Origin of the sequence: Paenibacillus sanfengchensis, from assembly GCF_036864765.1 — a bacterium.
GTDB classification, from domain to species: Bacteria; Bacillota; Bacilli; order Paenibacillales; family Paenibacillaceae; genus Fontibacillus; species Fontibacillus sanfengchensis.
The window spans coordinates 579391-600615 of the sequence record NZ_JBAGJC010000002.1 but is presented as its reverse complement, the minus strand read 5'-3'; the positions used below and the strand labels follow the sequence as shown (position 1 = coordinate 600615).

17 protein-coding genes, 1 riboswitch and 1 other annotated feature are annotated in these 21225 nt (G+C 50.1%); of the genes, 12 read left to right on the top strand and 5 right to left on the bottom strand.

Translation table 11 applies throughout. From position 1 onward, the window contains the following. The first annotated feature begins 19 nt into the window (after nt 1-19). From V4U84_RS06010 to V4U84_RS05975, 8 genes are all read left to right on the top strand, one after another. A complete protein-coding gene (locus tag V4U84_RS06010; RefSeq protein ID WP_334072552.1) occupies nt 20-1213 on the top strand; it encodes a YhgE/Pip domain-containing protein in 1194 nt (397 codons plus the stop codon). Nucleotides 1214-1690: 477 nt separating this feature from the next. Beyond that, nucleotides 1691-2083 carry a nuclear transport factor 2 family protein gene (locus V4U84_RS06005; RefSeq protein ID WP_334072551.1) on the top strand — a complete coding sequence of 131 codons (393 nt, stop codon included), beginning with the start codon at nt 1691-1693 and terminating at the stop codon, nt 2081-2083. 93 nt (nt 2084-2176) lie between these two features. Beyond that, nucleotides 2177-2565, top strand: a binding site (T-box leader). Between the two features lie 81 nt (nt 2566-2646). Beyond that, complete coding sequence (gene leuA, locus V4U84_RS06000; protein ID WP_334072550.1) at nt 2647-4317, top strand: 2-isopropylmalate synthase; 1671 nt, start codon at nt 2647-2649, stop codon at nt 4315-4317. 170 nt (nt 4318-4487) lie between these two features. Next, nucleotides 4488-4808: a hypothetical protein gene (locus V4U84_RS05995; protein ID WP_334072549.1), complete on the top strand. Its 321-nt coding sequence runs from the start codon at nt 4488-4490 to the stop codon at nt 4806-4808. 2 nt (nt 4809-4810) lie between these two features. Next, entirely contained in the window at nt 4811-5413 is a 603-nt protein-coding gene (locus V4U84_RS05990) for a Crp/Fnr family transcriptional regulator (protein ID WP_334072548.1), read from the top strand. A 76-nt stretch (nt 5414-5489) separates the two neighbouring features. Then, the gene (locus V4U84_RS05985; protein ID WP_334072547.1) at nt 5490-5837 is read left to right on the top strand and encodes a darcynin family protein; all 348 of its coding nucleotides are present in this window, start codon (nt 5490-5492) and stop codon (nt 5835-5837) included. A gap of 249 nt (nt 5838-6086) precedes the next feature. Further along, complete coding sequence (locus V4U84_RS05980) at nt 6087-7592, top strand: malate:quinone oxidoreductase (protein WP_334072546.1); 1506 nt, start codon at nt 6087-6089, stop codon at nt 7590-7592. Nucleotides 7593-7766: 174 nt separating this feature from the next. Continuing rightward, a riboswitch (glycine riboswitch) is annotated at nt 7767-7846 on the top strand. A gap of 157 nt (nt 7847-8003) precedes the next feature. After that, the gene (locus V4U84_RS05975) at nt 8004-9395 is read left to right on the top strand and encodes an amino acid permease (protein WP_334072545.1); all 1392 of its coding nucleotides are present in this window, start codon (nt 8004-8006) and stop codon (nt 9393-9395) included. Between the two features lie 299 nt (nt 9396-9694). On the opposite strand, the gene V4U84_RS05970 is transcribed toward V4U84_RS05975, so the two are convergent. Then, the gene (locus tag V4U84_RS05970; protein WP_334072544.1) at nt 9695-11740 is read right to left on the bottom strand and encodes a serine hydrolase; all 2046 of its coding nucleotides are present in this window, start codon (nt 11738-11740) and stop codon (nt 9695-9697) included. 251 nt (nt 11741-11991) lie between these two features. On the opposite strand from V4U84_RS05970, the gene hprK reads away from it, so the two are divergent. The 3 genes from hprK (at nt 11992) to helD (ending at nt 16402) form a co-directional block, all read left to right on the top strand. Further along, on the top strand, nt 11992-12906 hold the full coding sequence (gene hprK, locus V4U84_RS05965) for an HPr(Ser) kinase/phosphatase (protein WP_334072543.1): 915 nt from the start codon (nt 11992-11994) through the stop codon (nt 12904-12906). Between the two features lie 57 nt (nt 12907-12963). Then, nucleotides 12964-13725 (top strand): AAC(3) family N-acetyltransferase, encoded by a 762-nt coding sequence (locus tag V4U84_RS05960; protein WP_334076911.1) that lies wholly within the window; start codon nt 12964-12966, stop codon nt 13723-13725. A gap of 247 nt (nt 13726-13972) precedes the next feature. Next, nucleotides 13973-16402 (top strand): RNA polymerase recycling motor HelD, encoded by a 2430-nt coding sequence (gene helD, locus V4U84_RS05955; protein ID WP_334076910.1) that lies wholly within the window; start codon nt 13973-13975, stop codon nt 16400-16402. 14 nt (nt 16403-16416) lie between these two features. On the opposite strand, the gene V4U84_RS05950 is transcribed toward helD, so the two are convergent. After that, nucleotides 16417-17490 (bottom strand): hypothetical protein, encoded by a 1074-nt coding sequence (locus tag V4U84_RS05950; RefSeq protein WP_334076909.1) that lies wholly within the window; start codon nt 17488-17490, stop codon nt 16417-16419. Between the two features lie 163 nt (nt 17491-17653). On the opposite strand from V4U84_RS05950, the gene V4U84_RS05945 reads away from it, so the two are divergent. Continuing rightward, nucleotides 17654-18091, top strand: coding sequence for a methyl-accepting chemotaxis protein (locus tag V4U84_RS05945; RefSeq protein WP_334072539.1), 438 nt, complete (start codon nt 17654-17656; stop codon nt 18089-18091). Nucleotides 18092-18166: 75 nt separating this feature from the next. Here the strand turns inward: V4U84_RS05945 and V4U84_RS05940 are convergent, their stop codons facing one another. The 3 genes from V4U84_RS05940 to V4U84_RS05930 are packed head-to-tail and all read right to left on the bottom strand — an operon-like array spanning nt 18167 to nt 21008. Next, complete coding sequence (locus V4U84_RS05940) at nt 18167-18967, bottom strand: ABC transporter ATP-binding protein (protein WP_334072538.1); 801 nt, start codon at nt 18965-18967, stop codon at nt 18167-18169. Between the two features lie 22 nt (nt 18968-18989). Further along, nucleotides 18990-19997 (bottom strand): ABC transporter substrate-binding protein, encoded by a 1008-nt coding sequence (locus V4U84_RS05935; RefSeq protein WP_334072537.1) that lies wholly within the window; start codon nt 19995-19997, stop codon nt 18990-18992. 36 nt (nt 19998-20033) lie between these two features. After that, complete coding sequence (locus tag V4U84_RS05930) at nt 20034-21008, bottom strand: FecCD family ABC transporter permease (protein ID WP_334072536.1); 975 nt, start codon at nt 21006-21008, stop codon at nt 20034-20036. Between the last annotated feature and the right edge of the window lie 217 nt (nt 21009-21225).

The following is a 21225-nucleotide window of genomic DNA, read 5'->3' as shown; positions in this document are numbered from 1 at the left end:
AGAAAAACAGAGGAAACCTATGAGCTTATTAAAAAACAAATTAATTGTTGCATTACCCCTTATTGTTATGGCGGTCATTTTCATTTTTAGCCTTGCCATGATTCCCAGCATCAATCCTACTCCCCGTAACTTGCCGATAGCCATTGTGAATGAGGATGAAGGCTTGGAGGTCCCGGAAGCAAATATAGGCGAGACGATGGTGTCTAATATTCTGTCAGCGACCTCTGCAAATTCGGATGGAGAGCCGGAGATGAAATGGATCGAAGTTGATCATGAAGAGAAAGTGAAAGCAGGACTCAATAACCAAGAATATTATGCCGCATTGGTGATTCCGAGTGATTTTAGCGAGAAGCAGGCATCGCTGATGACGCCGGACCCGTCTTCGCCCCGGGTACGGATTTATGTCAATCAGGGCATGAATGCATCGGCATCCGCTATGGCTGAACAAATGCTAAGTCAAGCGGTGAATGGCATGAACGAGAGGAAGCGTAGTGATCTATTAACGGCTTTCGACCGGCAAGGCGCTGCGATCTCGACGAAACAAGCAGCCGCATTAGTTTCGCCAATCGTTAGCGAAGTCGTCCATGTAAATGCAACCGGTACGCATAGTGCAAACGGGAATTCACCGATTTCGATGTTCCAACCCTTGTGGATGGCCAGTCTGATCGGAAGCGTGATTTTCTTGCTGGTTAAAAACAAATCTAATTACGCAAATCGTAATGAACGGCTTCGGGCGAATATAGTCCAAGTCCTTTGGGGAGCGGTTATGGCTTTGGCAAGTGGATTTAGCCTCACCTGGTTTGCGAAGCTCTGGGGCTTGCACATTCCTCATTTCCTGGATGCGGCTTTGTTCATGGCCATCGCTTATTTGGCTTTCTTTCTCATGATCTCTGCTGTTTTCTCTTGGATTGGATTTAAAGGTATGTTTATTTTTGTATTGTTCTTATTTGTCGGTGCGCCGCTGCTTGGCCTTGCTCCCGAGTTATTGTCTTCGTTTTACCGTGATTGGATATTATCATGGCTGCCGATGCGCTTCATGGTTGAAGGACTGCGCGAGTTGTTCTTCTTTGGGCAGGGCCTACGCATGAATCATCCGACGCTTGTCTTAATCTGGATCGGGATGGGGGGCCTTTTGGTCTTGCTTGCCTCTGCCTTTAAACCATCCCGTAAACCCGAACAGAAAAGAGGGGGGGAAATTCAACCTAATTCCTGATGAAATCAACTATCCGGCACCCTAACGGGTGCCTTTACAAGTTGATTTGATATCCAATATTTCGCCGATCACGTGGTTATCCTAAGTAAAATTGCACTAACCCGCACACGATCTGAGCAGACTTTACCTGCATTGATGTAATCGAGAATGAATTCCTGCAAAAGTCCAGGCTTTCCGGCTGGTACTAACACCTGAGGGAAGTCTAACGGCTGTAGCAGCCGCTATTTAACGAAAAGTAGCCCTTTCGAAAATCTAACGGTCGTGAGCACCGTTATTTTCCTGGATTCTCGCCCTAACAGCCTGTTTATGCGAAAATAAGCGTCGTGGCGACCGTTAGAATGGGAAGTCGGCGTTTTCAGGGCAAATAACGGCTGTGGCAACCGTTAGCGTAATTTTCGTCTTTCTTGCAAGGCTGCTCATGCGACGGAGGTTAGGGAAATGGGGCGTCGCTAAATAATAAATGAAAGGCTGATTTTTATGGATCAAAATACTTTAGAAAGCCTCTCCATGAAAGACAAAGCGGTGTCCTTTCTGAAGCTCGTAGCATCGGGGAAAATAGATGAAGCATACCGGAGATATATTAGTGCGAGCTTCTGTCACCATAATCCCTATTTCCGCGGTGATGCGGATTCTCTAAAGCTCGCAATGAAAGACAATGCCCTCCAGAGTCCCAACAAAATGCTTGAGGTCAAGCATGCCATTGAAGAGGGGGAGATCGTTGCGGTTTTTTCTCATATAAAACAGAAACCTGAGGACCTTGGGGCAGCCGTGGTGCATTTCTTCCGCTTTCATGATGGCCAGGTTGTTGAGTTATGGGATGTAGGCCAGCCGATACCGGAAAATTCCCCTAACGAAAATGGCATGTTTTAAAAGGTTTACATCCAGCATGCATCCAATTGTCGGTGAAAGATCAAATTACACTTGACACCATCATATCGGTGATATAGCATTATTTCTAATAATTAAAATACGTTGAAAAGGAATAGTACGGTTTTCCAAACGCACAGAGAGCTGTTGGACGGTGTGAAACAGCCGTGAAGAAAATCGGAACTCGCCTTGGAGTTGCTCGCTGAAACATTAAAGTGCGAGTTCAAAAAGTTGGCTTTTCAGCACCGGAAGGCCCGGCTGAATTCAAGATTCGATGCCGAGTCACTTCTCGATTCACTTCGTGATCAAAAGACGACTTTTTGAACAACCTCTTACAGTAGGTGGAGCCGGAGCCTGACCGTTATCATCAGGAGGATGCCAGGTTTGTCCGTTCTTTGCAAACCCGTGTCCGTTGAGTGCATGCCGGGCGACGGCATGAATTCGGAGTGGTACCGCGTAAGATGTCAAAGTCTTTCGTCTCTGTTGTTAGTGGAGATGAAAGGCTTTTTTTGTGCATCCGGTCTTCGCCAGATGAACCCAAAAAATCGACGAAAGGAAAGATATCCATGAAAAATGTTGAAAAGTACGCCAGAGGATATTTTATGCCGCCGGAGACAAGCTTGAATTGGACCCGGAAGGAGTATATTACAGAAGCTCCGATCTGGTGCAGTGTCGACCTTCGCGACGGGAATCAGGCGTTGATCGTTCCGATGAATTTGGAGGAAAAGCTGGAATACTTCAAAATGCTCGTAGATATCGGATTCAAGGAAATCGAAGTCGGATTTCCCGCGGCCTCGGAAACGGAGTTCACCTTTTTGCGCACCTTGATCGAGCAGGAATTGATCCCGGACGATGTCACGATTCAGGTGCTCACACAATCGAGAGAGCATATTATCCGCAAAACGTTCGAATCGCTGAAAGGCGCGAAAAAAGCCGTCGTCCATCTGTACAACTCGACCTCAGTGGCACAGCGGGAACAGGTATTCCGCAAATCCAAACAGGAAATTATCGACATCGCCATAAACGGCGCGAAGCTGTTGAAGCAGTGTGCGGAGGAAACGGAAGGGAACTTCCAGTTCCAGTATTCCCCCGAGAGCTTTACGGGGACGGAAATCGATTTCGCGCTGGACATCTGCAACAGCGTGCTCGACGTATGGCAGCCGACGGCGGAGAATCCGGTCATCATCAATCTGCCCGCAACGGTATCCATGTCGATGCCTCACGTCTACGCCAGTCAGATCGAGTATATGAGCGAGCGCCTGAATTTTCGGAAGCATGTGATCTTGTCGCTCCATCCGCATAACGACAGGGGAACGGGCGTAGCCGATGCGGAGCTGGGGATGCTGGCCGGAGCCCAGCGCGTCGAAGGCACTTTGTTCGGGAATGGGGAGAGAACAGGCAACGTCGACATTGTGACGCTGGCTCTGAACATGTACTCCCACGGGGTGGACCCGAAGCTGAATTTTGAGAACCTCCCGGCGATTGCCTCCGTTTATGAACGGCTGACCAAAATGAGAGTCAGCGAAAGACATCCGTACGGAGGCGAGCTGGTATTCACCGCTTTCTCCGGTTCGCATCAGGATGCCATTGCCAAAGGCATGAAATGGCGTGAGGAAGAGGAACGGCAGCATTGGTCGGTCCCTTACCTGCTCATTGATCCCAAGGATATCGGCAGGGAGTATGAAGGCGATATTATCCGCATCAACAGCCAGTCCGGCAAAGGCGGAATCGGGTACGTGCTGCAGTTGAAGTACGGACTCGATCTCCCGGCGAAAATGCGCGAAAACTTCGGATACTTCGTTAAAAACGTATCGGATCAGCAGCAAAAGGAACTGATGCCCGAGGAGATCTACGATATTTTCTTGAAGGAATACGTGAACATCAGCACCCCTGTTGAGTTTATCAAATACCGCTCTACAGACGATGAAGGCTTTCAAACGGTCGTTACGATCCGCACCGGCAATGAAGTCAAGGAAATGGAGGGCGCCGGAAACGGAAGACTCGACGCGATCAGCAATGCGCTGCAAACGGGTCTTGGCATGAACTATACCGATTTGATCTACAGTGAGCACGCTCTGGAAACAGGCTCCAAATCACAAGCGGTTTCTTATATCGGGATTACGGCTTCGGACGGCAGCGTATATTGGGGCTGCGGCATTGACGTGGATATTATGACTTCATCCGTAAAAGCTCTGTTTAGTGCCGTGAATCAGTTTAGCCGGAATGCCCGGGGATAAGTCCACGGAAGAGATTATACAGTAATGGGGGCCCTTTTGCCTGGTGCAAAAGGGTTCTTTTGCTATTGACACTCCGGAATAGGGTACAATTTTTGTTAAATAAGCCAAGATTGGTTTGGACCCAATAAACTGGAGGACTTTACCCAAATAAATAAGGTGAGGGATATCGTATGAAACGTAAAACAATGCTTGAAACGTTCCTTTCTCCTCAGGAACTGAGTGTGATGCAAAGAAATTGGGATTCCTCCCAGGTCGAGGATAACGAACTTTTATCGGACTTGATCCGTGAACAAATGGTCTTGATGGTGGATTGGGCAGAGGAATCCGGGAAGTACGAAATCGGTACATTCCTCCAGCGGCGGTTGGATCGGCTGAGTAACGGTGACGGGTTACCGATGTTGAATCAAGACGACGTATACCTGGAACTGGAGAAGCAGAAAGGGTTCGATCGGGGGAACGCATTGGTAAAAGTTGTATTGGAGTATATTTGAGTATGCTTCCGGAACCTGAAAACCAAAATCATCATTATCTCTCATTATTAAACAGGGTCTCCGTCTTTTCGTTTGTAGAAGCGGATTGGAATACGTTCGTAGAACGAACTGTCGTGAAAAAGGTGGGGCAAGGAACGCGAATCATTGAAGCTGGTCAGCGGGTGCGCCATGCTTATTTTTGCTCGGAGGGATTATTTCGTTTGTTTTACCCCTTGCCCGATGGAAGAGAATATAATGTTGCTTTCTCTCTGGAACAAGATTTTGCGACTTCCTACGGCAGTATGGTAAAGGGAGAAGCGTCCGCCTTCTCGATCGAAGCGATGGAGGACTCGGTGGTCATTGAGATTTCGTATGATCTGCTGAAGGAACTCATGGATACAAGCCCGATGTGGGAACGGTTTGTACGAACAAGCGTAGAGCGGCTATACATAAGAAAAGAGGAACGGGAACGTGAATTATTGTGTTATTCCGCATTGGAGCGCTACAAAGCCTTTTTACTCAAATATCCCGGTCTCGAGAAGCGGATTCCTCAATATCATATCGCATCCTATATAGGCATATCCCCTGTTTCGCTCAGCAGATTGCTTCGTAACGACGAGCATTAACCTATGTTAATGCATCCTGGACGATGAACGAGTACACTGACATTCAGATCAGATTGTCAAAGCGGAGGTATACAGAATGCGTTATATGATGATTGTTTTGGTAGAGTTTTATCCTTCCTGGCTAGCCTTATCGCGAGAAGAACGCCGGAAGCACGCCGCTTCTTTGGAGGGGATTCTTCAAAAATACAGGGAACAGGTGAGCGTGCGCTTTTTTGATGCGGAGGCGCTTCCGGGAAAGGAATATACGGATTTCATCGTATGCGAAACGAATGATATGAAGCCTTATCACTATATGTGGGAAGAAATTCGGGATTCAGTCCCGTATACCAGGGGTTACATGAAGATTAAGGACGTCATTATGGGTTTGGAAAACGCGTTTCAGTCCTACGAATCGGACATGCTTAACTTGGACGAGCGACACTAAGCTGCAAGCAACGTCTTTGACGCAGTCAAAGGCGTTGCTTTTTCTATTTTTGTAAAATTCCGCCGGTCTTTCGCATAAATTATAAATATCTTAGAAATAAATATTTAAATCTAGCGGCACTATTGATACACTAGGACCATATGATATTTATATGAGAATGATGTGGGTGAACTTGAGACGGGTTTATGGCGATGCCGGGGCGAGAGCGCTTACATCGTTTCGGCAAATTCTAGGGTGAGGAAGGGTAGAATGAGTTACGGACAAACTAGTACAGATGTTGTCTTGATTGGTGCCGGAATTATGAGCGCAACGTTGGGAACCCTGTTAAAAGAATTAGCGCCGGACTGGAAAATCACGGTTTTTGAAAAACTCTCCCGCGCGGGGGAGGAAAGTTCGAACGAATGGAATAATGCGGGAACGGGGCATGCCGCCCTGTGCGAACTTAACTATACCGTTGAGCGGCCTGACGGATCCATAGATATCAGCAAAGCCATCAAAGTGAATGAGCAATTTCAAATCTCCAAGCAGTTTTGGGCTTACTTGGTAAACAGCCAGCTGATCCATAATCCCGGCGACTTTATCATGCCGCTGCCTCATTTGAGTTATGTTCGCGGGGAGCAGAACGTCAAGTTTTTAAAGCGGCGTTTTGAAGCCCTGTCCAACCACCCCCTGTTTCACGGGATGGAATTCTCCGATGATCCCGGAAAACTGAGGGAATGGCTTCCGCTCATGATGAAAAACCGCAGTTCTACCGAACCGGTGGCGGCGACCAAGATCGATTCCGGTACGGATGTGAACTTTGGCGCTTTGACGCGGATGTTGTTCGACCACTTAAAGGCTCACCATGCCGAAGTCCGCTACAAACATAGTGTTACCCATATGAAGCGTACCCCTGACGGATTGTGGGAATTAAAAGTAAAAAATCTGGACAGCGGTGCCGTCGAACGCCATACCGCAAAGTTTGTCTTTATCGGGGCTGGTGGAGGAAGCCTGCACCTGCTGCAAAAATCCGGCATTCCCGAAGGAAAACGGATTGGGGGATTTCCGGTCAGCGGAATATTCCTGGTGTGCAATAACCCGGAGGTCGTCCAGCAGCATCATGCGAAAGTGTACGGCAAAGCTTCGGTGGGCGCTCCGCCCATGTCGGTTCCGCATCTGGATACCAGATATATCGACAACCGGAAATCGCTGCTTTTTGGACCGTTTGCCGGCTTTTCTCCCAAGTTTCTAAAAACGGGATCCATGTTCGATTTAATCACATCCGTAAAACCGCATAATCTCTTGACGATGTTGGCGGCGGGCGCGAAAGAGATGTCACTGACGAAATACCTCATCCAGCAGCTGATGCTGTCCAAAGAACAGCGCATGAATGAATTGCGCGAGTTCATCCCTAGCGCCAAGAGTGAAGATTGGGAGCTGGTCGTCGCCGGCCAACGCGTACAGGTTATTAAAGATACAGTGGAGGGCGGTAAAGGAACGCTTCAATTCGGCACGGAGGTAGTGAGTGCCGCCGATGGCTCGGTTGCCGCATTGCTGGGCGCTTCTCCGGGGGCTTCGACGGCCGTTCACGTCATGCTTGAGGTCATCAAAAAATGCTTCCCGCAGCATTTGAAAGCTTGGGAGCCAAAGATTAAGGAAATGATCCCGTCCTATGGCTTATCGCTGTCGGAAAACCCGGACCTTTTCCGCCAAATCGATCCGGAAACCGCGAAGGCGCTCGGCTTAACGGAAGAAAAACGAGCCATTGTGATTTAACAAAAAAGCTAGGCCGGCATCAAGCCGTGCTTGGCTTTTTGTTTTACTGGGCGGATCCCAACATGAAATTTATGTTATTGACAAAGTCAGGCTGCCGGGAGTAGTATTGAAAAATATTTAAAGTGAAAATTGAATAGCAAGCAAGCTATGATCGCTATGGATCGTACCATAGCAGGAGCGGCTTCTGGAGAGACCGCGGGGTTCCGCGGCGCCGAAGGGTTCACCATCTCAGGCAAAAGGACAGGAGAGTATTAAATAATCTATTTGTTATTTCTTAAATTTGAATAACAAACTTTATTTATTATTCTTATGACCATGAGATTGGAGTGATCCAATCTCTTTTTTTATTGGCGTTCATGGTTGTTCATCATTTCACATGAATGGATTTAATTGATTAAGGGGGAGTTAGGTATGGCACAACAAGAATTGAAGAGAGATTTAGCGAATCGACATGTCCAACTTATTGCCATTGGCGGCACCATTGGTACCGGTTTGTTTCTCGGATCGGGCAAAGCGATTCAACTGGCGGGGCCGTCCATTATTTTGGCTTATTTCATCGTGGGGATCGCTGTGTTTTTTGTGATGAGAGCGCTCGGAGAGCTCCTGTTGTCGAAAGCGGGATATCAATCTTTTACCGACATTGCCGAGGACTATCTCGGACCAAGGGCCGCGTTTGTAACCGGATGGACCTATTGGTTTTGCTGGATTATGACCGCTATGGCCGATGTGATCGCCGTCGGGGTATATGTACAGTACTGGTTTAATATCCCGCAATGGATCCCGGCTGTCATCTGTCTAATTATTTTATTGGGGCTCAATCTGCTGACCGTGAAAAGTTTCGGAGAATTGGAATTTTGGTTTGCCTTAATTAAAGTGGTGACGATCCTTGCTTTAATCGCCATCGGGGTTGTTTTGCTGATCATAGGATTTAAAACCGAGGCGGGCATGGTCACGGTAAAAAACATATGGGAGCATGGAGGAATTTTTCCTCACGGGATTACCGGGTTCCTACTCTCGTTCCAAATGGTCGTGTTTGCCTTTGTCGGTGTGGAGCTGGTAGGGGTATCGGCCGCGGAAACCGCGAATCCTGAAAAAAATATTCCCTCGGCGATTAATAAAATTCCGTTAAGAATTCTATTTTTCTACGTTGGTGCGCTGGTTGCCCTTTTGTGCATTAATCCCTGGACGGGACTGAGTCCTTCGGAAAGTCCGTTCGTTAAAACGTTCAGTTTAGTCGGGATTCCGGTGGCCGCTGGAATTATCAACTTTGTCGTATTAACTTCGGCCGCTTCCGCCTGCAACAGCGGGATGTTCTCAACAAGCCGTATCATGTACAATCTAGGGAAGAATGACCAGGCTCCATCCCATTTGGCAAAACTGAACAAAAATCATGTGCCGAGAAACGCGTTATTCATATCCACGCTTGTCATTTCGGCGGGAGCCCTCTTGAGCAAGCTCGTTCCGGAGCAAGCTTTCGGCATCGTGACAACCATTAGCGCCATTTGTTTTATATGGGTCTGGGGTGTCATACTGGTCTGTCATTTACGGTATAAGAAAAAGCAGCCGCAACTGCACGCGAATTCCAAATTCAAAGCACCGTTTACGCCGTTCGTGAATTATGTTGTCCTGGCATTGTTTGCGATCATTCTCCTGATTATGTTGGTCGCTAAAGAAACACGGATGGCATTATTGCTGACACCCCTCTGGTTTGTTCTATTATTTGCTTTGTATGCGGGCAGTAAAAGAAGAAGGGGGAGAAACAGCAACGTAGCGGTAAAGAAACAACAGTCTTTAGACGCTTGACCCTTTTGCTACAGTCAGGAAGGCCGGGGAACCGGCCTTTTAAAATTAGGAGATGAGGCATTGAGAAAGATTAGTGAGGGTCGAACGGCCGAAGTATTTGCAGCGTTTAAAGTGCACTTGAACGGGTAAGGTCCACGATCAGCGATGTATATTTGGAACAATATCTTACCTATTCCGGTCTGCGATTCAATGACATTGGCGAGTGGATACTGCCGATAGCAGCCGCAAGGCTATCGGAATGGATATCTGACGAAGAGAAAGTGCGGCTGATCAGCTTAATCGAAGAGCGGTTGGAGCAACTACGATCCCGACGGAACGGCAAGCGGAGCTAGCAACGCGGCGGCTTCTTGGCGAAGCATGGGGCGCGTTGGCTTATAATCGACCGTCCCGTCAGCGCCCATGCCTACTTCGGGGCCAAACAGCTTTGCGGCGATTACAAATTGAACGGCCTCCCTGGCCCAAGGTGAGGGGTGTTCGCCGCTTAGTTTTGCGGTTTGCGGCAGGTCCGGTCTATACGTCTGCGCAAACTTCCATGCTAATGAAGCGGCTTCCTGCCTCGTGATCGCTCGATCCGGTTCAAAACGTCCATCCTGTAATCCTTCGACACCTAAATGTTCTACGGCTGTCTGAATTTCCGGTGCCAGCCGATGACCCGCCGAATCGGCGAATCGGACAGGCTGCTTGCTCATTGGAAATCCGCCGATCTGTACCAGCATTTGCACGAATTCGGCACGGGTTAAAGTTTCCTCTGGCCCGAATGTGCTCGGGTCGCCATCGCTGACCTTCCGAAGCTGCTTTAACAGATAAATCGAAGAGGCGTACGGGTGATGCTCAGGTACGTCACTGTAGGGCTCAGGGTTTGGCAATTTTTCAAAAAAGCTGTCCGGGGCATTATAGTAGAAGTAGCTGATTTCTCCGCCGCTATCCTCTTTAAATCCCGCCTTCATGCCCTCCTCGTCTTGAAACAACAACGCCTCCAATTTCTGCAGCTTATGCGTGCCCATCTGATCTTTTACCGTAAGAGTACCGTCCTGACTGGCCGTAATACGCGAGATCGCCTGCGGATTCCGCAGGTTGCGGTAAGTGCCTTCAAACCGGGTCAAAGGTGCTTGTTGTTCTTGTGCCCGTTGAAGTTGAGGCGTTGCGACAGAGCGTTGATCGGGATAAAACTGCTGCATGAAGGCGGCGAACAGTTCGACTCTAGGGTCTATGGCCTCGCCGTTTACGATCACCATCGCACCTACTTTGTGCTCGGGCAGCATCCACATCCAGGAGTGAGCTCCGGCAAGATCCCCGCCTTTCCCGATGACGTCCTCTCCGTTGTGAAGGTGGTTAAAGAAGGACTCGAACCCATAAGCCATCACAGGCAGCTCGGAATGAACGCCGAATTGAAAGGATTTCATGGTCCGGGCGGTTTGTTCCTGCAATATCCGGGTCTCCCCGAGCTTGCCGTCATTCAGCATCGCTATGATAAATTTGGCCATATCGCTCCCGGTTGAGAATAATCCTCCGGTGGGATCGATATAGGGGGTATTCTCGTACAAAGGAATCTCGTTGCCTTCAGGATCATACCCCTTGGCCAGATTGGCTTGGATCTCGTCACTCATTACAAAATCGGATCTGTTCATGCCGAGCGGTTTTAAAATGTGCTCTTTCGTATAAGTTTCAAACGGGAGCTTCGCCACATTTTGTACGATATAACCCTGTTGTACGTAAGCGATATTGTCATAACGGTAGGCTTCTCCAGGCTTACGTATGACGGTCGGTATGTTTTCTTTGACGTAGCGCTCCAGAGAAGTGCGGTTCGCAGCTGCGGAACCCTCTGTATAGTCGTACCCGGTTGTATGGGTTAACAGATGTTTCATCGTCAGCGGGGATCCTGTTTGATTAGGGATGGTGATACCCGCCATATATTCGGAGATGTCGCGCTCCAGATCGATTTTGCCTTGCTCGGCGAGCTGCATGACGGCCGCTGCTGTAAAGACTTTGGAAATGGACGCCATTCTGAAAACCGTGGTATCGGGGTCAACCGGCTTTTTTGCGGCCGCATCGGCATAACCGTATCCTTTATTGAGCAGGATTTTATCATCTTTAACGACAAGAAAGAGTGCGCCCTTGAGCCGTTCTTTAACATCGGGACGCGAAAAATAAGCATCGGCAAACTGTTCCACCGACTCGGCGGTGACGGGAATGGTCTTCTTCGAAGCGGTTGACGCGGTCTGCGCCGACGCGATAGGGTCTTGTGCGGCTGCAACGGGTAGGCTTGGCGCGGCCGCAGTCCATCCAATCAGGATGGCCGTTGTCAGGATAGCTGGGGTGATTCCTTTGGGAATGATGATTTTCATCGATTTTTTCTCCTCAAAATGTATTAGGTGCGGGATAGGCAATATCAATATATCAAATAGTAAACTGGCGCAAATCCGTGTATACCGCATGATATTTTGCGTTGTCGCGCAAATATTTGCGAATTAAAACATCCAGTGACATATAAGAATATGGGGCAGGAATGCACCGATCGGTCGTGGAATATATCCAGAACAAAGTATCGATGAATCGGTATATTTCGGGTACGCCCTAGCAGCAGGAGGAGAACTACATGAAATCGATTACCGTCCAAAGCCTTGCAGAATCGTTCCAATTGGAAGTGCTCGCGGGAGCCGGCCGAATGGACCGCTTGATAACCCGTCCACGGACGCACAGACCCGGACTGGAGTTTGTCGGGTATTTTGATTTTTTTCCGATGGAGCGAGTGCAAGTGCTCGGCCGCAAGGAGATCACCTATTTATTGACGCTCAGCATAGAGGAACGCAAGCTTCATATCGGAAACATTGTCAAATATCAACCGCCTTGTTTTATTGTGACGTCAGGGCAGCAGGAGATTCCCTATCTAACTCTGTTCTGCGACCAGGAGGGCATACCGCTCCTACGCACGTCCGAGACGACAACGGAGTTTATCGCCAAGCTGGATAACTATCTGGTGAAGGCATTGGCGCCGGAGTTGTCGATTCATGGGGTCTGCGTGAATGTTTCGGGGATAGGTATCCTGCTTCGGGGCAAATCCGGAATCGGCAAAAGCGAGACCGCCCATACGCTCATTCGCAGGGGGCACCGCTTTGTGGCGGACGATATTGTGGTCCTCAAGAAGCTGGGCCCTTCGACGCTTCTCGGAACACACAATGAGACGACACGCGAGTTTCTTGCCCTGCGCAGCGTCGGATTGATCAATGTCGTTCGCCAATATGGGCGCCGGGCATTTCAGGACGAGACGCGTATCGTGCTCGACATCGAGCTGTCTCCATGGAAGGAAAATTCGCTGAACAATGAGCTGGAGGTGGTGCCTCAGTTCACCGAATATCTTGGCGTCCAAATTCCGCACATTGAAATCCAGCTTCAGCCGGGACGGGATGTAGCCGGTTTAATCGAGGCGGCGGCGAACAACTGGTATCTCAAACAGCTCGGTTACAGCGCAGCCGAGGAGTTCATGCAGCGGATCGAGAACAAGCTGCAGTAGGCTTTCTCGGCATCTGTTGGGCAAGTTTTTGAAAAAGTGGTCGGAGGAAAAAAGAACATGCACACGAAAGAGAGTTTAATAAAGCAGCTAGAGCACATGGGGATTGACGGCAAAGGAACGATGCTGATCCATTCCTCGCTGAAAAGCATGGGTCCGGTCGAGGGTGGCGCGGATACTGTCTTGGATGCGTTTACCGCGTATATGAAGGACGGGCTGCTGGTGTTGCCTACCCATACCTGGTCCTCCATCAATGCGGATAATCCGAGATTCTACGTGGACCGGACGCCCTCTTGCATCGGGATATTACCCGAACTTTTTCGGAAACGGCCCGGTGCAGTGCGTTCGTTACACCCCACCCACTCGGTGGCGGCGTTAGGTCGGGATGCCCTGGAGTTCACGAAAGACGATCATTGTTTTGATACGCCCTGCGCAAGAGGCTCCGCCTGGGGGAAGTTGCTCGACCGAAACGCGACCATATTGTTGGTGGGGGTCGATTTAAGACGCAATACCTTTATTCATGGCGTTGAAGAATGGGCCGACATCCCGGGTAGATTAACGGATGATCATGAGACGCTTTACACGGTTTTGCCCGACGGAACAGAAATACCGGTACCTTCCCGCAGACATTGCGGGTTGTCATGGTCCGAGCATTTCTGGAAAGTGGATGAGATCCTGGAAAGCAAAGGCGCGATGTATAAGGGCCGGTTCGGCGACGCTGTTGTAAGGGTCTGTGATGCGGCTAGGGTGGAGAAAGTAATCACCGAAATGCTCAAGCACAATCCGGATTTGTTTTCGGATAATAATCCCATGGAGGACTGAGGCGGGTCTTATAAAGAAAGCACGTCGCATAAAAAAATCAAAAACCCGGCGGATCTGCCGGGTTTAATTATGACGGTTTAAAGTTGCGCACAAAGATATGCTGTGATATGATTGGAGAACTACTATCGATTTTTTTCAAAAAAGCGCGTAGTCACCCTATCTTATTTACACTTTAATCTTACCATATGGCATTTCGGTTTGTCAAATCGTATTTTTCAAAAATTGAATGAAGGGATGTAGACAGAAGATGATCAGCGCCGAGGATTGGAGACAAGAGCGGGAGCGGCTGGATAGGGTTACGGAAAAGCTGCAAGGCAGGATCGCCGAACTGGAACCGGAGGTGTCCGGGCTGCATGAACAGGTGGCAGGTATACGCAGGCAGTTTTGGGTAGAAGTGACTGTCAACACCGGCACGGATGAGGATTTTGAAGAGACCTTCTACAGTATCCGGCAGCAGGAAGCGCTATTGTCCGAGCGGGAGCGGAGCCACCGGCAGCGGATGCAGCAGTGGAAAAATATGCAGCGGTTGCTGGCATCCCCTTACTTCGGGCGTATCGATTTTCATGAGGAGGGCATGAGTTTTACCGAGCAGGTCTACATCGGCGTATCCTCCTTCGTCGATACTGACGGGATGAGTTTTCTGGTGTACGATTGGCGCACCCCGATTGCGAGCATGTACTACGATCATTCCCCGGGGGCGGCGGCGTACGATACCCCGGGCGGAACGATCAACGGTACGATGAAGCTGAAACGGCAGTATCAAATCCGGGAGGGCGAACTGCGAAACGTATTCGATACGAGCGTGACGATCGGCGATGAATTGCTGCAGCAGGTGTTGGGCAAGGGTGCGGACCATCAGATGAAGAGCATCGTCGCGACGATTCAAAAGGAGCAGAACGCCATCATCCGCGAGGACAAAAGCCGAATGCTGATCGTTCAAGGGGCTGCCGGAAGCGGAAAGACCTCGGCGGCGCTGCAGCGGGCAGCGTACTTGCTGTATAAACACCGGGAGCGGCTGAAGGCGGATCAAATCGTTCTTTTTTCGCCTAACCCGATGTTCAATAGCTACGTCTCTACGGTTCTTCCCGAGCTTGGTGAGGAAAATATGCAGCAAACGACCTTCCAGGAGTATCTCGACTACTGGCTGGGCGGGACGTTTCAAGTGGAGGACCCCTTCGATCAGATCGAATATGTTTTGACGGGGGCTTCCGGTGAAGGGTATGAGGCCCGGGTTCAAGGCATTGAATATAAAGCGTCGGCCGTGTTCCTTCAAGCTCTCGGGAATTACGCGGTGTGGTTGGAGCATGAGGGCATGCGATTCCACAGCATCCGGTTCCGCGATCGTGATCTCATCACGGCCGAGCAGATGAAATCCAAGTTCTACAGTTTTGACCCTTCCATCCGCATGAACAACCGGATTGCCATGATGCAGGAGTGGCTGCTGCGCGAATTGGCTTCGCTGGAAAGCAAGGAACGGGAAGAACTGTGGGTGCAGGAGGAGTTGGACTATCTCGACAAAGATCAGTACGCCGAAGCGTTTCAACAACTGCACAAGGAGCGGGGCGTGTTTGACTTTGCCGAACAATATGAGGAAGTCCGCGAAATGCTGCAGGGGGAGCGGAGGCCGGATGAAGCCGATTTCGACTATGCCGACCGGGAGGAGCAATTGCTGCGGCGGATGATCGTCAAGGAACAATTCAAACCACTGAAACGAAGCGTGAAGCGGATGAGTTTCATAGATATGGTTGGGTTGTACGGCCAGTTGTTTGAGGAAGAGGATACGTTCAGGGAGATGACCGATAGCGCTGACAGCGCTGGAATTCCTTCGCATTGGGCGGAAATCTGCGGGCAGACCCGGGAGAAGCTCGGCCGGATGGAACTGTTCTATGAAGATGCGACACCATACCTGTATCTGAAAGAACTCATAGAGGGCGTCCGGACGAACACGGAGATCCGGCATGTTTTTGTCGATGAGGGTCAGGATTATTCGCTGTTTCAATACGAGTTTCTCAAAAAAATGTTTCCCCGTGCCCGCATGACGGTGCTCGGCGATTTCGGCCAGGCCATCTTCGCTCAGGCCACGGAGCTGTACGGCGAACACTCGCCGCTTCTCCGGCTTTACGGGGAGGCGGAAACAAGCTTATTTCGCCTGATTCGCAGTTACCGCTCGACCCGCGAGATCGTGTCATTCACGAAGTCGCTGCTGCCGGACGGCAAGGAGATTGTGGCCTTTGAACGGAGCGGACGGAAGCCGCTGCTGTCCAGATTGGGCAGCGTAGAGAAGCGGACGGCGCGGATAGCGGAGCACATAGCCGAGCTTCGAGCGGAGGGCTTGGTCTCCATCGGCATCGTTACGAAGACGGCGGCCGAAAGCCGGGAAGCCTATGATTTCCTGCTGTCCCAGGGATGCCGGGGGCTGAAACATGTGACGAAAAGCACGCCCACTTTCGAACAAGGCACGTTGATTCTCCCCGTATACCTTGCCAAGGGGGTTGAATTTGACGCGGTGCTCATCTATGACGCATCCTCGCGGACCTATCATGCGGAGAACGAGCGCAAGCTGTTTTATACGGCATGCACTCGCGCCATGCATCGGCTGCTGCTGTACTCCACAGGAGAGTGGACTCCGTTCGTTCAGGGATTGGATATGTCTTTGTATGAGGTCGAGGAATTATAGAGAGAATTTTGGGCCTACAGATAAATCCTCCGGGCCTCTGCTCCAAAATACGCGATTACCTGTTTATACTCGGAAATATCGATATGGTTAAGCCTCATGATTCGCTGCACAAAGATGGTATCCGCAAATATATGGTTAATTATCTTCTCGCACCATGTGGGAGTGTTTTTAAAGTAATCCACCAAATGATGAATCTCATCAAATTTAAAATAGAGAATGTAACAAACATAATTTTGAAGCAGCGTCCGGAAACAGTGATCACGGTAAGGGTTGGAGCGGAGGTCGGAGAGGAATCCGGCCATCATCTCGAATACCCGGGTTTTATTCTCCGAATAAGCACGGATCAACGCGTCAACGTGATTGACCAACCGCAGCACGTCCTCCAATCCATCTTCCGGCGGCAAGACGAGCTTGGCGGATTTCCCTTCGATGGATCTTAACAGCTCCAACGTGAGGTTTTTGCACGCTTCGATTTCTTGGGGGGACAGGTTTATTTTCCCGCTGAACTTGCCGAGATTCTCGCTGTAGTAATCGTGATACAAGGAGAAGTACCGCTCCATATTGATCCGGGTCTTCGTATGAACCAAATCCTGCCCGCTGAAGGAGAACGCATAGAGGGTTTCCTCGTTCACCGGGTGGGCGTAAAGGTAGAAAAAGAAGAAGAAGCCCCTTAACTGATGCCTCTGTTCCTCATGTAAGGCGGACGCATTCGCCAATTGAGCGAACTGAAAAAAACAATAGTTTTTCATGAAATCGTTCATTGCGCCGTATGGATTGCTATTGGCTATGGTCGTCGTCGTGTTGATCGTAAACAGCAGGTAGTAAAATATCAGTTCATCATATACATCCATCTGTTTGAAAATATCCGAGAGCACAGGCTCCCAGTCGGGGTTCATGATGTAATGGGGATCTCTCGGCTGTAATTCGTCCGTCCAGTCCGTAAAGATCTCGTCATCACGACCGGTCAAGAACAACGCTGTTCTACCGTCTTCACAAAAGCTATATTCGAAACTGTCCGTTTGCACGGGTTGTAAACCTCTATTGAATTTCAGATTCAGATATTCGTGAAAGAGTGATTGAAGGTTCATCCGTTATATCCCCCATTTATTTGGAAAAAGTCTGCTGCTTCCCTGAGAGTTTTCGACACCTGCAGGGGGAATCCTCTTGGCCCTGTATATTTATTGTCCAGATCGCGTTGTTAAACTGGAGATGTGTTGCTTATTTTTATAGTGGAGGTCGACAAACTTAGTTATGAAGAACCAGGCGGTAACGGACGAATTGGTCCTCAGGGCGCTGGAGCGGAACGTGGCCAAGCTCCATGAGCAGGCCAAGTCCATCCAGGGAATTGTGCGGACGATCCGGGACATCGCCTCTCAGACCCATCTGCTCGCCCTGAATGCCGCCATCGAGGCAGCCCATGCGGGGCCGTATGGCAGAAGGTTTAATGTCGTGGCCACAGAAGTGCGCAAGCTGGCCAACGAGGTGACAGAATCCATCACCAGAATTCAAGGAACGGTCAACGGTATTGCAAGGGAGGTTTCCGAGATTTCGGAAGGGATCGGGCGCGTCCAGTCTTCTGTGGAGGAAAGCCAACAACAGATTCGTGTGACCCTGGGTGACTTCGACAGCGTTGTGGATTTTGCCCAGAAGCTGGATGAACAGGCACGAAACGTTGCTGCAACTATTTAAATAGGAGCATCCGATGGGCCCCCGGGCATCTTGGCTGGAAGTCGCTCCCCAACATGCCCAAATAGGGTATTTCGCTTACCTGTCATCGTATCTTTTGCGCAGCAGACGTACGGGGGTAAAGAAAGGGACCCCATTCTCCTGATGAACCTTGGCTTCAATCAGAAAGACATCCTCAAACAGCGCAGGATGTATAATCTCAAGCGGTTTGCCGGATGAATAAATCGTCCCATCCTTCATCACTACGAGCTCATCGCTATATTTGGCCGCCTGATTGATATCGTGCAGCACCATCACCACTGTCATACCCAAGGCTTGATTCAGGTACTGCACCAGTTCAAGCACTTCCATCTGATGGGAGATATCGAGGTATGTCGTCGGCTCGTCTAACAAGAGAACTTTAGGCGATTGGACAACGGCCATGGCAATCCATGCCCGCTGTCTTTCGCCGCCGGACAACCGATGAACGGATTGATGCTGCAAATGCTTCAAATTGGTGATAGAGATCGCCCAGTCAATCCGCTCATGATCCTCGCCGGTCAGCTTCTCGTACCATTTCCGATGCGGCAGCCGTCCGTGCGAGACCAAGTCGTGAACGGTCAACTCCAAGTCCAGGTTTGGCGATTGCGTCAGCATCGTCATCGTCCGGGCTAGTTTTTTCGGATGAATCCCCGATATCTCTTTGCCGTCAAGCATTACAGTCCCCTTGTCGGGGTGAGCCAGATTGGACATTAAGCGCAGCAGCGTGGATTTTCCGGAACCGTTCGGACCGATAATGCTCGTAATCTTCCCCGCTTGAAACTGCATGGACAAACTCTGAAGGGAAAAAGCTGCGGACTGTCGGTATTCGATTTGCTGGGCTGATAGTGAGAGAGACATGGGCCTCCTCCTTTTTGACGGATCATTTCGCCGCGACCTTCTGCAATTCGTTGTGTAGATAATCCAGGGAATCGATGATTTTGGCCCCGGGGTTCGATCCGAACAAGCTGTTGGGCAATACGATAAAATGCCCCTGCTTCACCGCGTCGATATGGCTCCAGGATGGATTCTTGCTCATTTCGGCTTTGAACGATTTCTCCGCAATTTCCTGCGGCCCCGGTGTAATCAGGAACACCACTTGCGGGTCGGCTTCGACGATGCGTTCAATATTCAATTGGGCGTACTGCGGGAACCTTTCAAGCTGGGGATAATCTTTAGCGATATTGAATCCTCCCACCGCATCCAATAAGCTGCCGGACAAAGAATCCGGGAGTGCCACCATCCAATTTGACGGTAAGCCGAAGACAATCAAGGAACGGATTTCGTCACCGTTGTTCTGCCCTGCCAATTCGGCCACTTTATCGTTGATCCGCTTGACCAGCGCTTCCGCCTCGTTCGTCTTGTTCAACACTTTGCCTATCATTTCGATGGAGGCGTTATTCTCTTCAAGCGAAGCAGCGCCCGTTAACAGAATTTTAGCCCCCAGTTGTTTCAACGCCGGGATATCCTTGACATTCAGCTGCCGGTGGGCGATGATCAGGTCCGGCTGCAATGCGGCCACCTTCTCCAAATTTATGGCGTTTGTTGTTCCGATTTCGGCAATGTCCTTCGCTTCCGCAGGCACTTCGCCTCTCATTGAGGGCCTGCCTACCACGGTTCCGCCTAAGGCTTGAACGATGGACATATCCCCTGCACTGAAAGTCACGATCCGCTGCGGCACCTCGGTAAATTCAACCGTTTGGCCCGCCAAATCCGTCACCGTAACGGCTTGCTGTGCGGCATAAGCTCCGGAGGCCGTCGTTTCCTGGACACTCGCCGCGGTATCGTCTTTGTTTATAGAGGCATTGTCGCAGCCGGCGACAAGGAGAAGGATACTAACCATCGCGCTCATCGTAACGAAAGATCGGTTCAACCGAGTTGCCATTGTCATATTTGTAACCCCACCTTATATATGTATTTGCCTTCCCTATCTTCCACCCATCAACTTCCCGCGTTGGAGCAGGTACAGGAAAAATGGACCGCCGACCGCCGCCAACAAAATCCCGACGGGCAGCTCAATCGGATCAAACCAGCTTCTGGCCGCCGTATCCGCAAAAACGACCAGCATCCCGCCGAACAGCGCCGAAACAGGAATAAGAAAACGGTAATCGTCGCCGATGATCAAGCGGATGATATGCGGCACGACCAAACCGACGAAACCGATCAGCCCGGCTACGCTTACCGCAGCCCCGGCCAGGAACGTGCTTAATAGAATGAGCAGAAGGCGGCTTTTCTCCACCTTGTGGCCCAGCAGTTTGGCCGCGTCGTCTCCCAGACGCAGGATATTGGCTGTTCTGGCGGCAAAGAGCGAGAGAATCAAACCTACCGACGCATAGGGTAAAATCGTCCAGAAATGCGGCCAACTGCGCTCGCTTAGTCCCCCCATTAACCACGGCAGGACCGCCTGCACCTTGTCGCTGTGTAGCATCATAATCGCCGAGGTGACAGCCCCGAGAAGCGTGTTAATCGCAACGCCGGCCAGAATTAGGCGAAGCGGCGAGACCCCGCCTTCCCATGCCAGCAAATACACGAAAGCAGCTGCTATGAACGCCCCCAGAAACGCGCCGAAGGGCAATAAACTCATGAACTGCGGAAAAATCAACATCGTAATGATCGCTACCAACCCGGCGCCGGAGGAGATGCCGATCACTCCGGGGTCGGCTAAGGGATTTCGCATAATCCCTTGGAGGATAGCGCCCGAGACCGCCAGGCACATCCCTACCAACAGCCCGGTTAACACGCGGGGCAGGCGCAAATTCCAGACGATCTGATGCTCGATGCCGTCCGTGGTTGAGGTTAAGCCGCTCCAAACTTCAGAAATGCCGAGCGGAACAGAACCTTTTGCCAGTCCATACAGTATGGACAGGAGCACCAGGATACAGCAGCTCAAAAACAAGACCATTCTTCTTCGTTGAAGCTTTTGGTGCGGTTTATTCGAATGCGTATCTTGAACCTGAATGGGATCTCCCCCCTCATTAAAGAGAAATAACGATCCATTTCATGTAAAGCCGTCTACTACTTTAATGGATAGCCCGTCTTAGAGAATGTGATTGGAGTCACATAAATTGTCGCATTACTTTCGATTTAATTTACGCAAGACCTATGGAATGGAGTACATA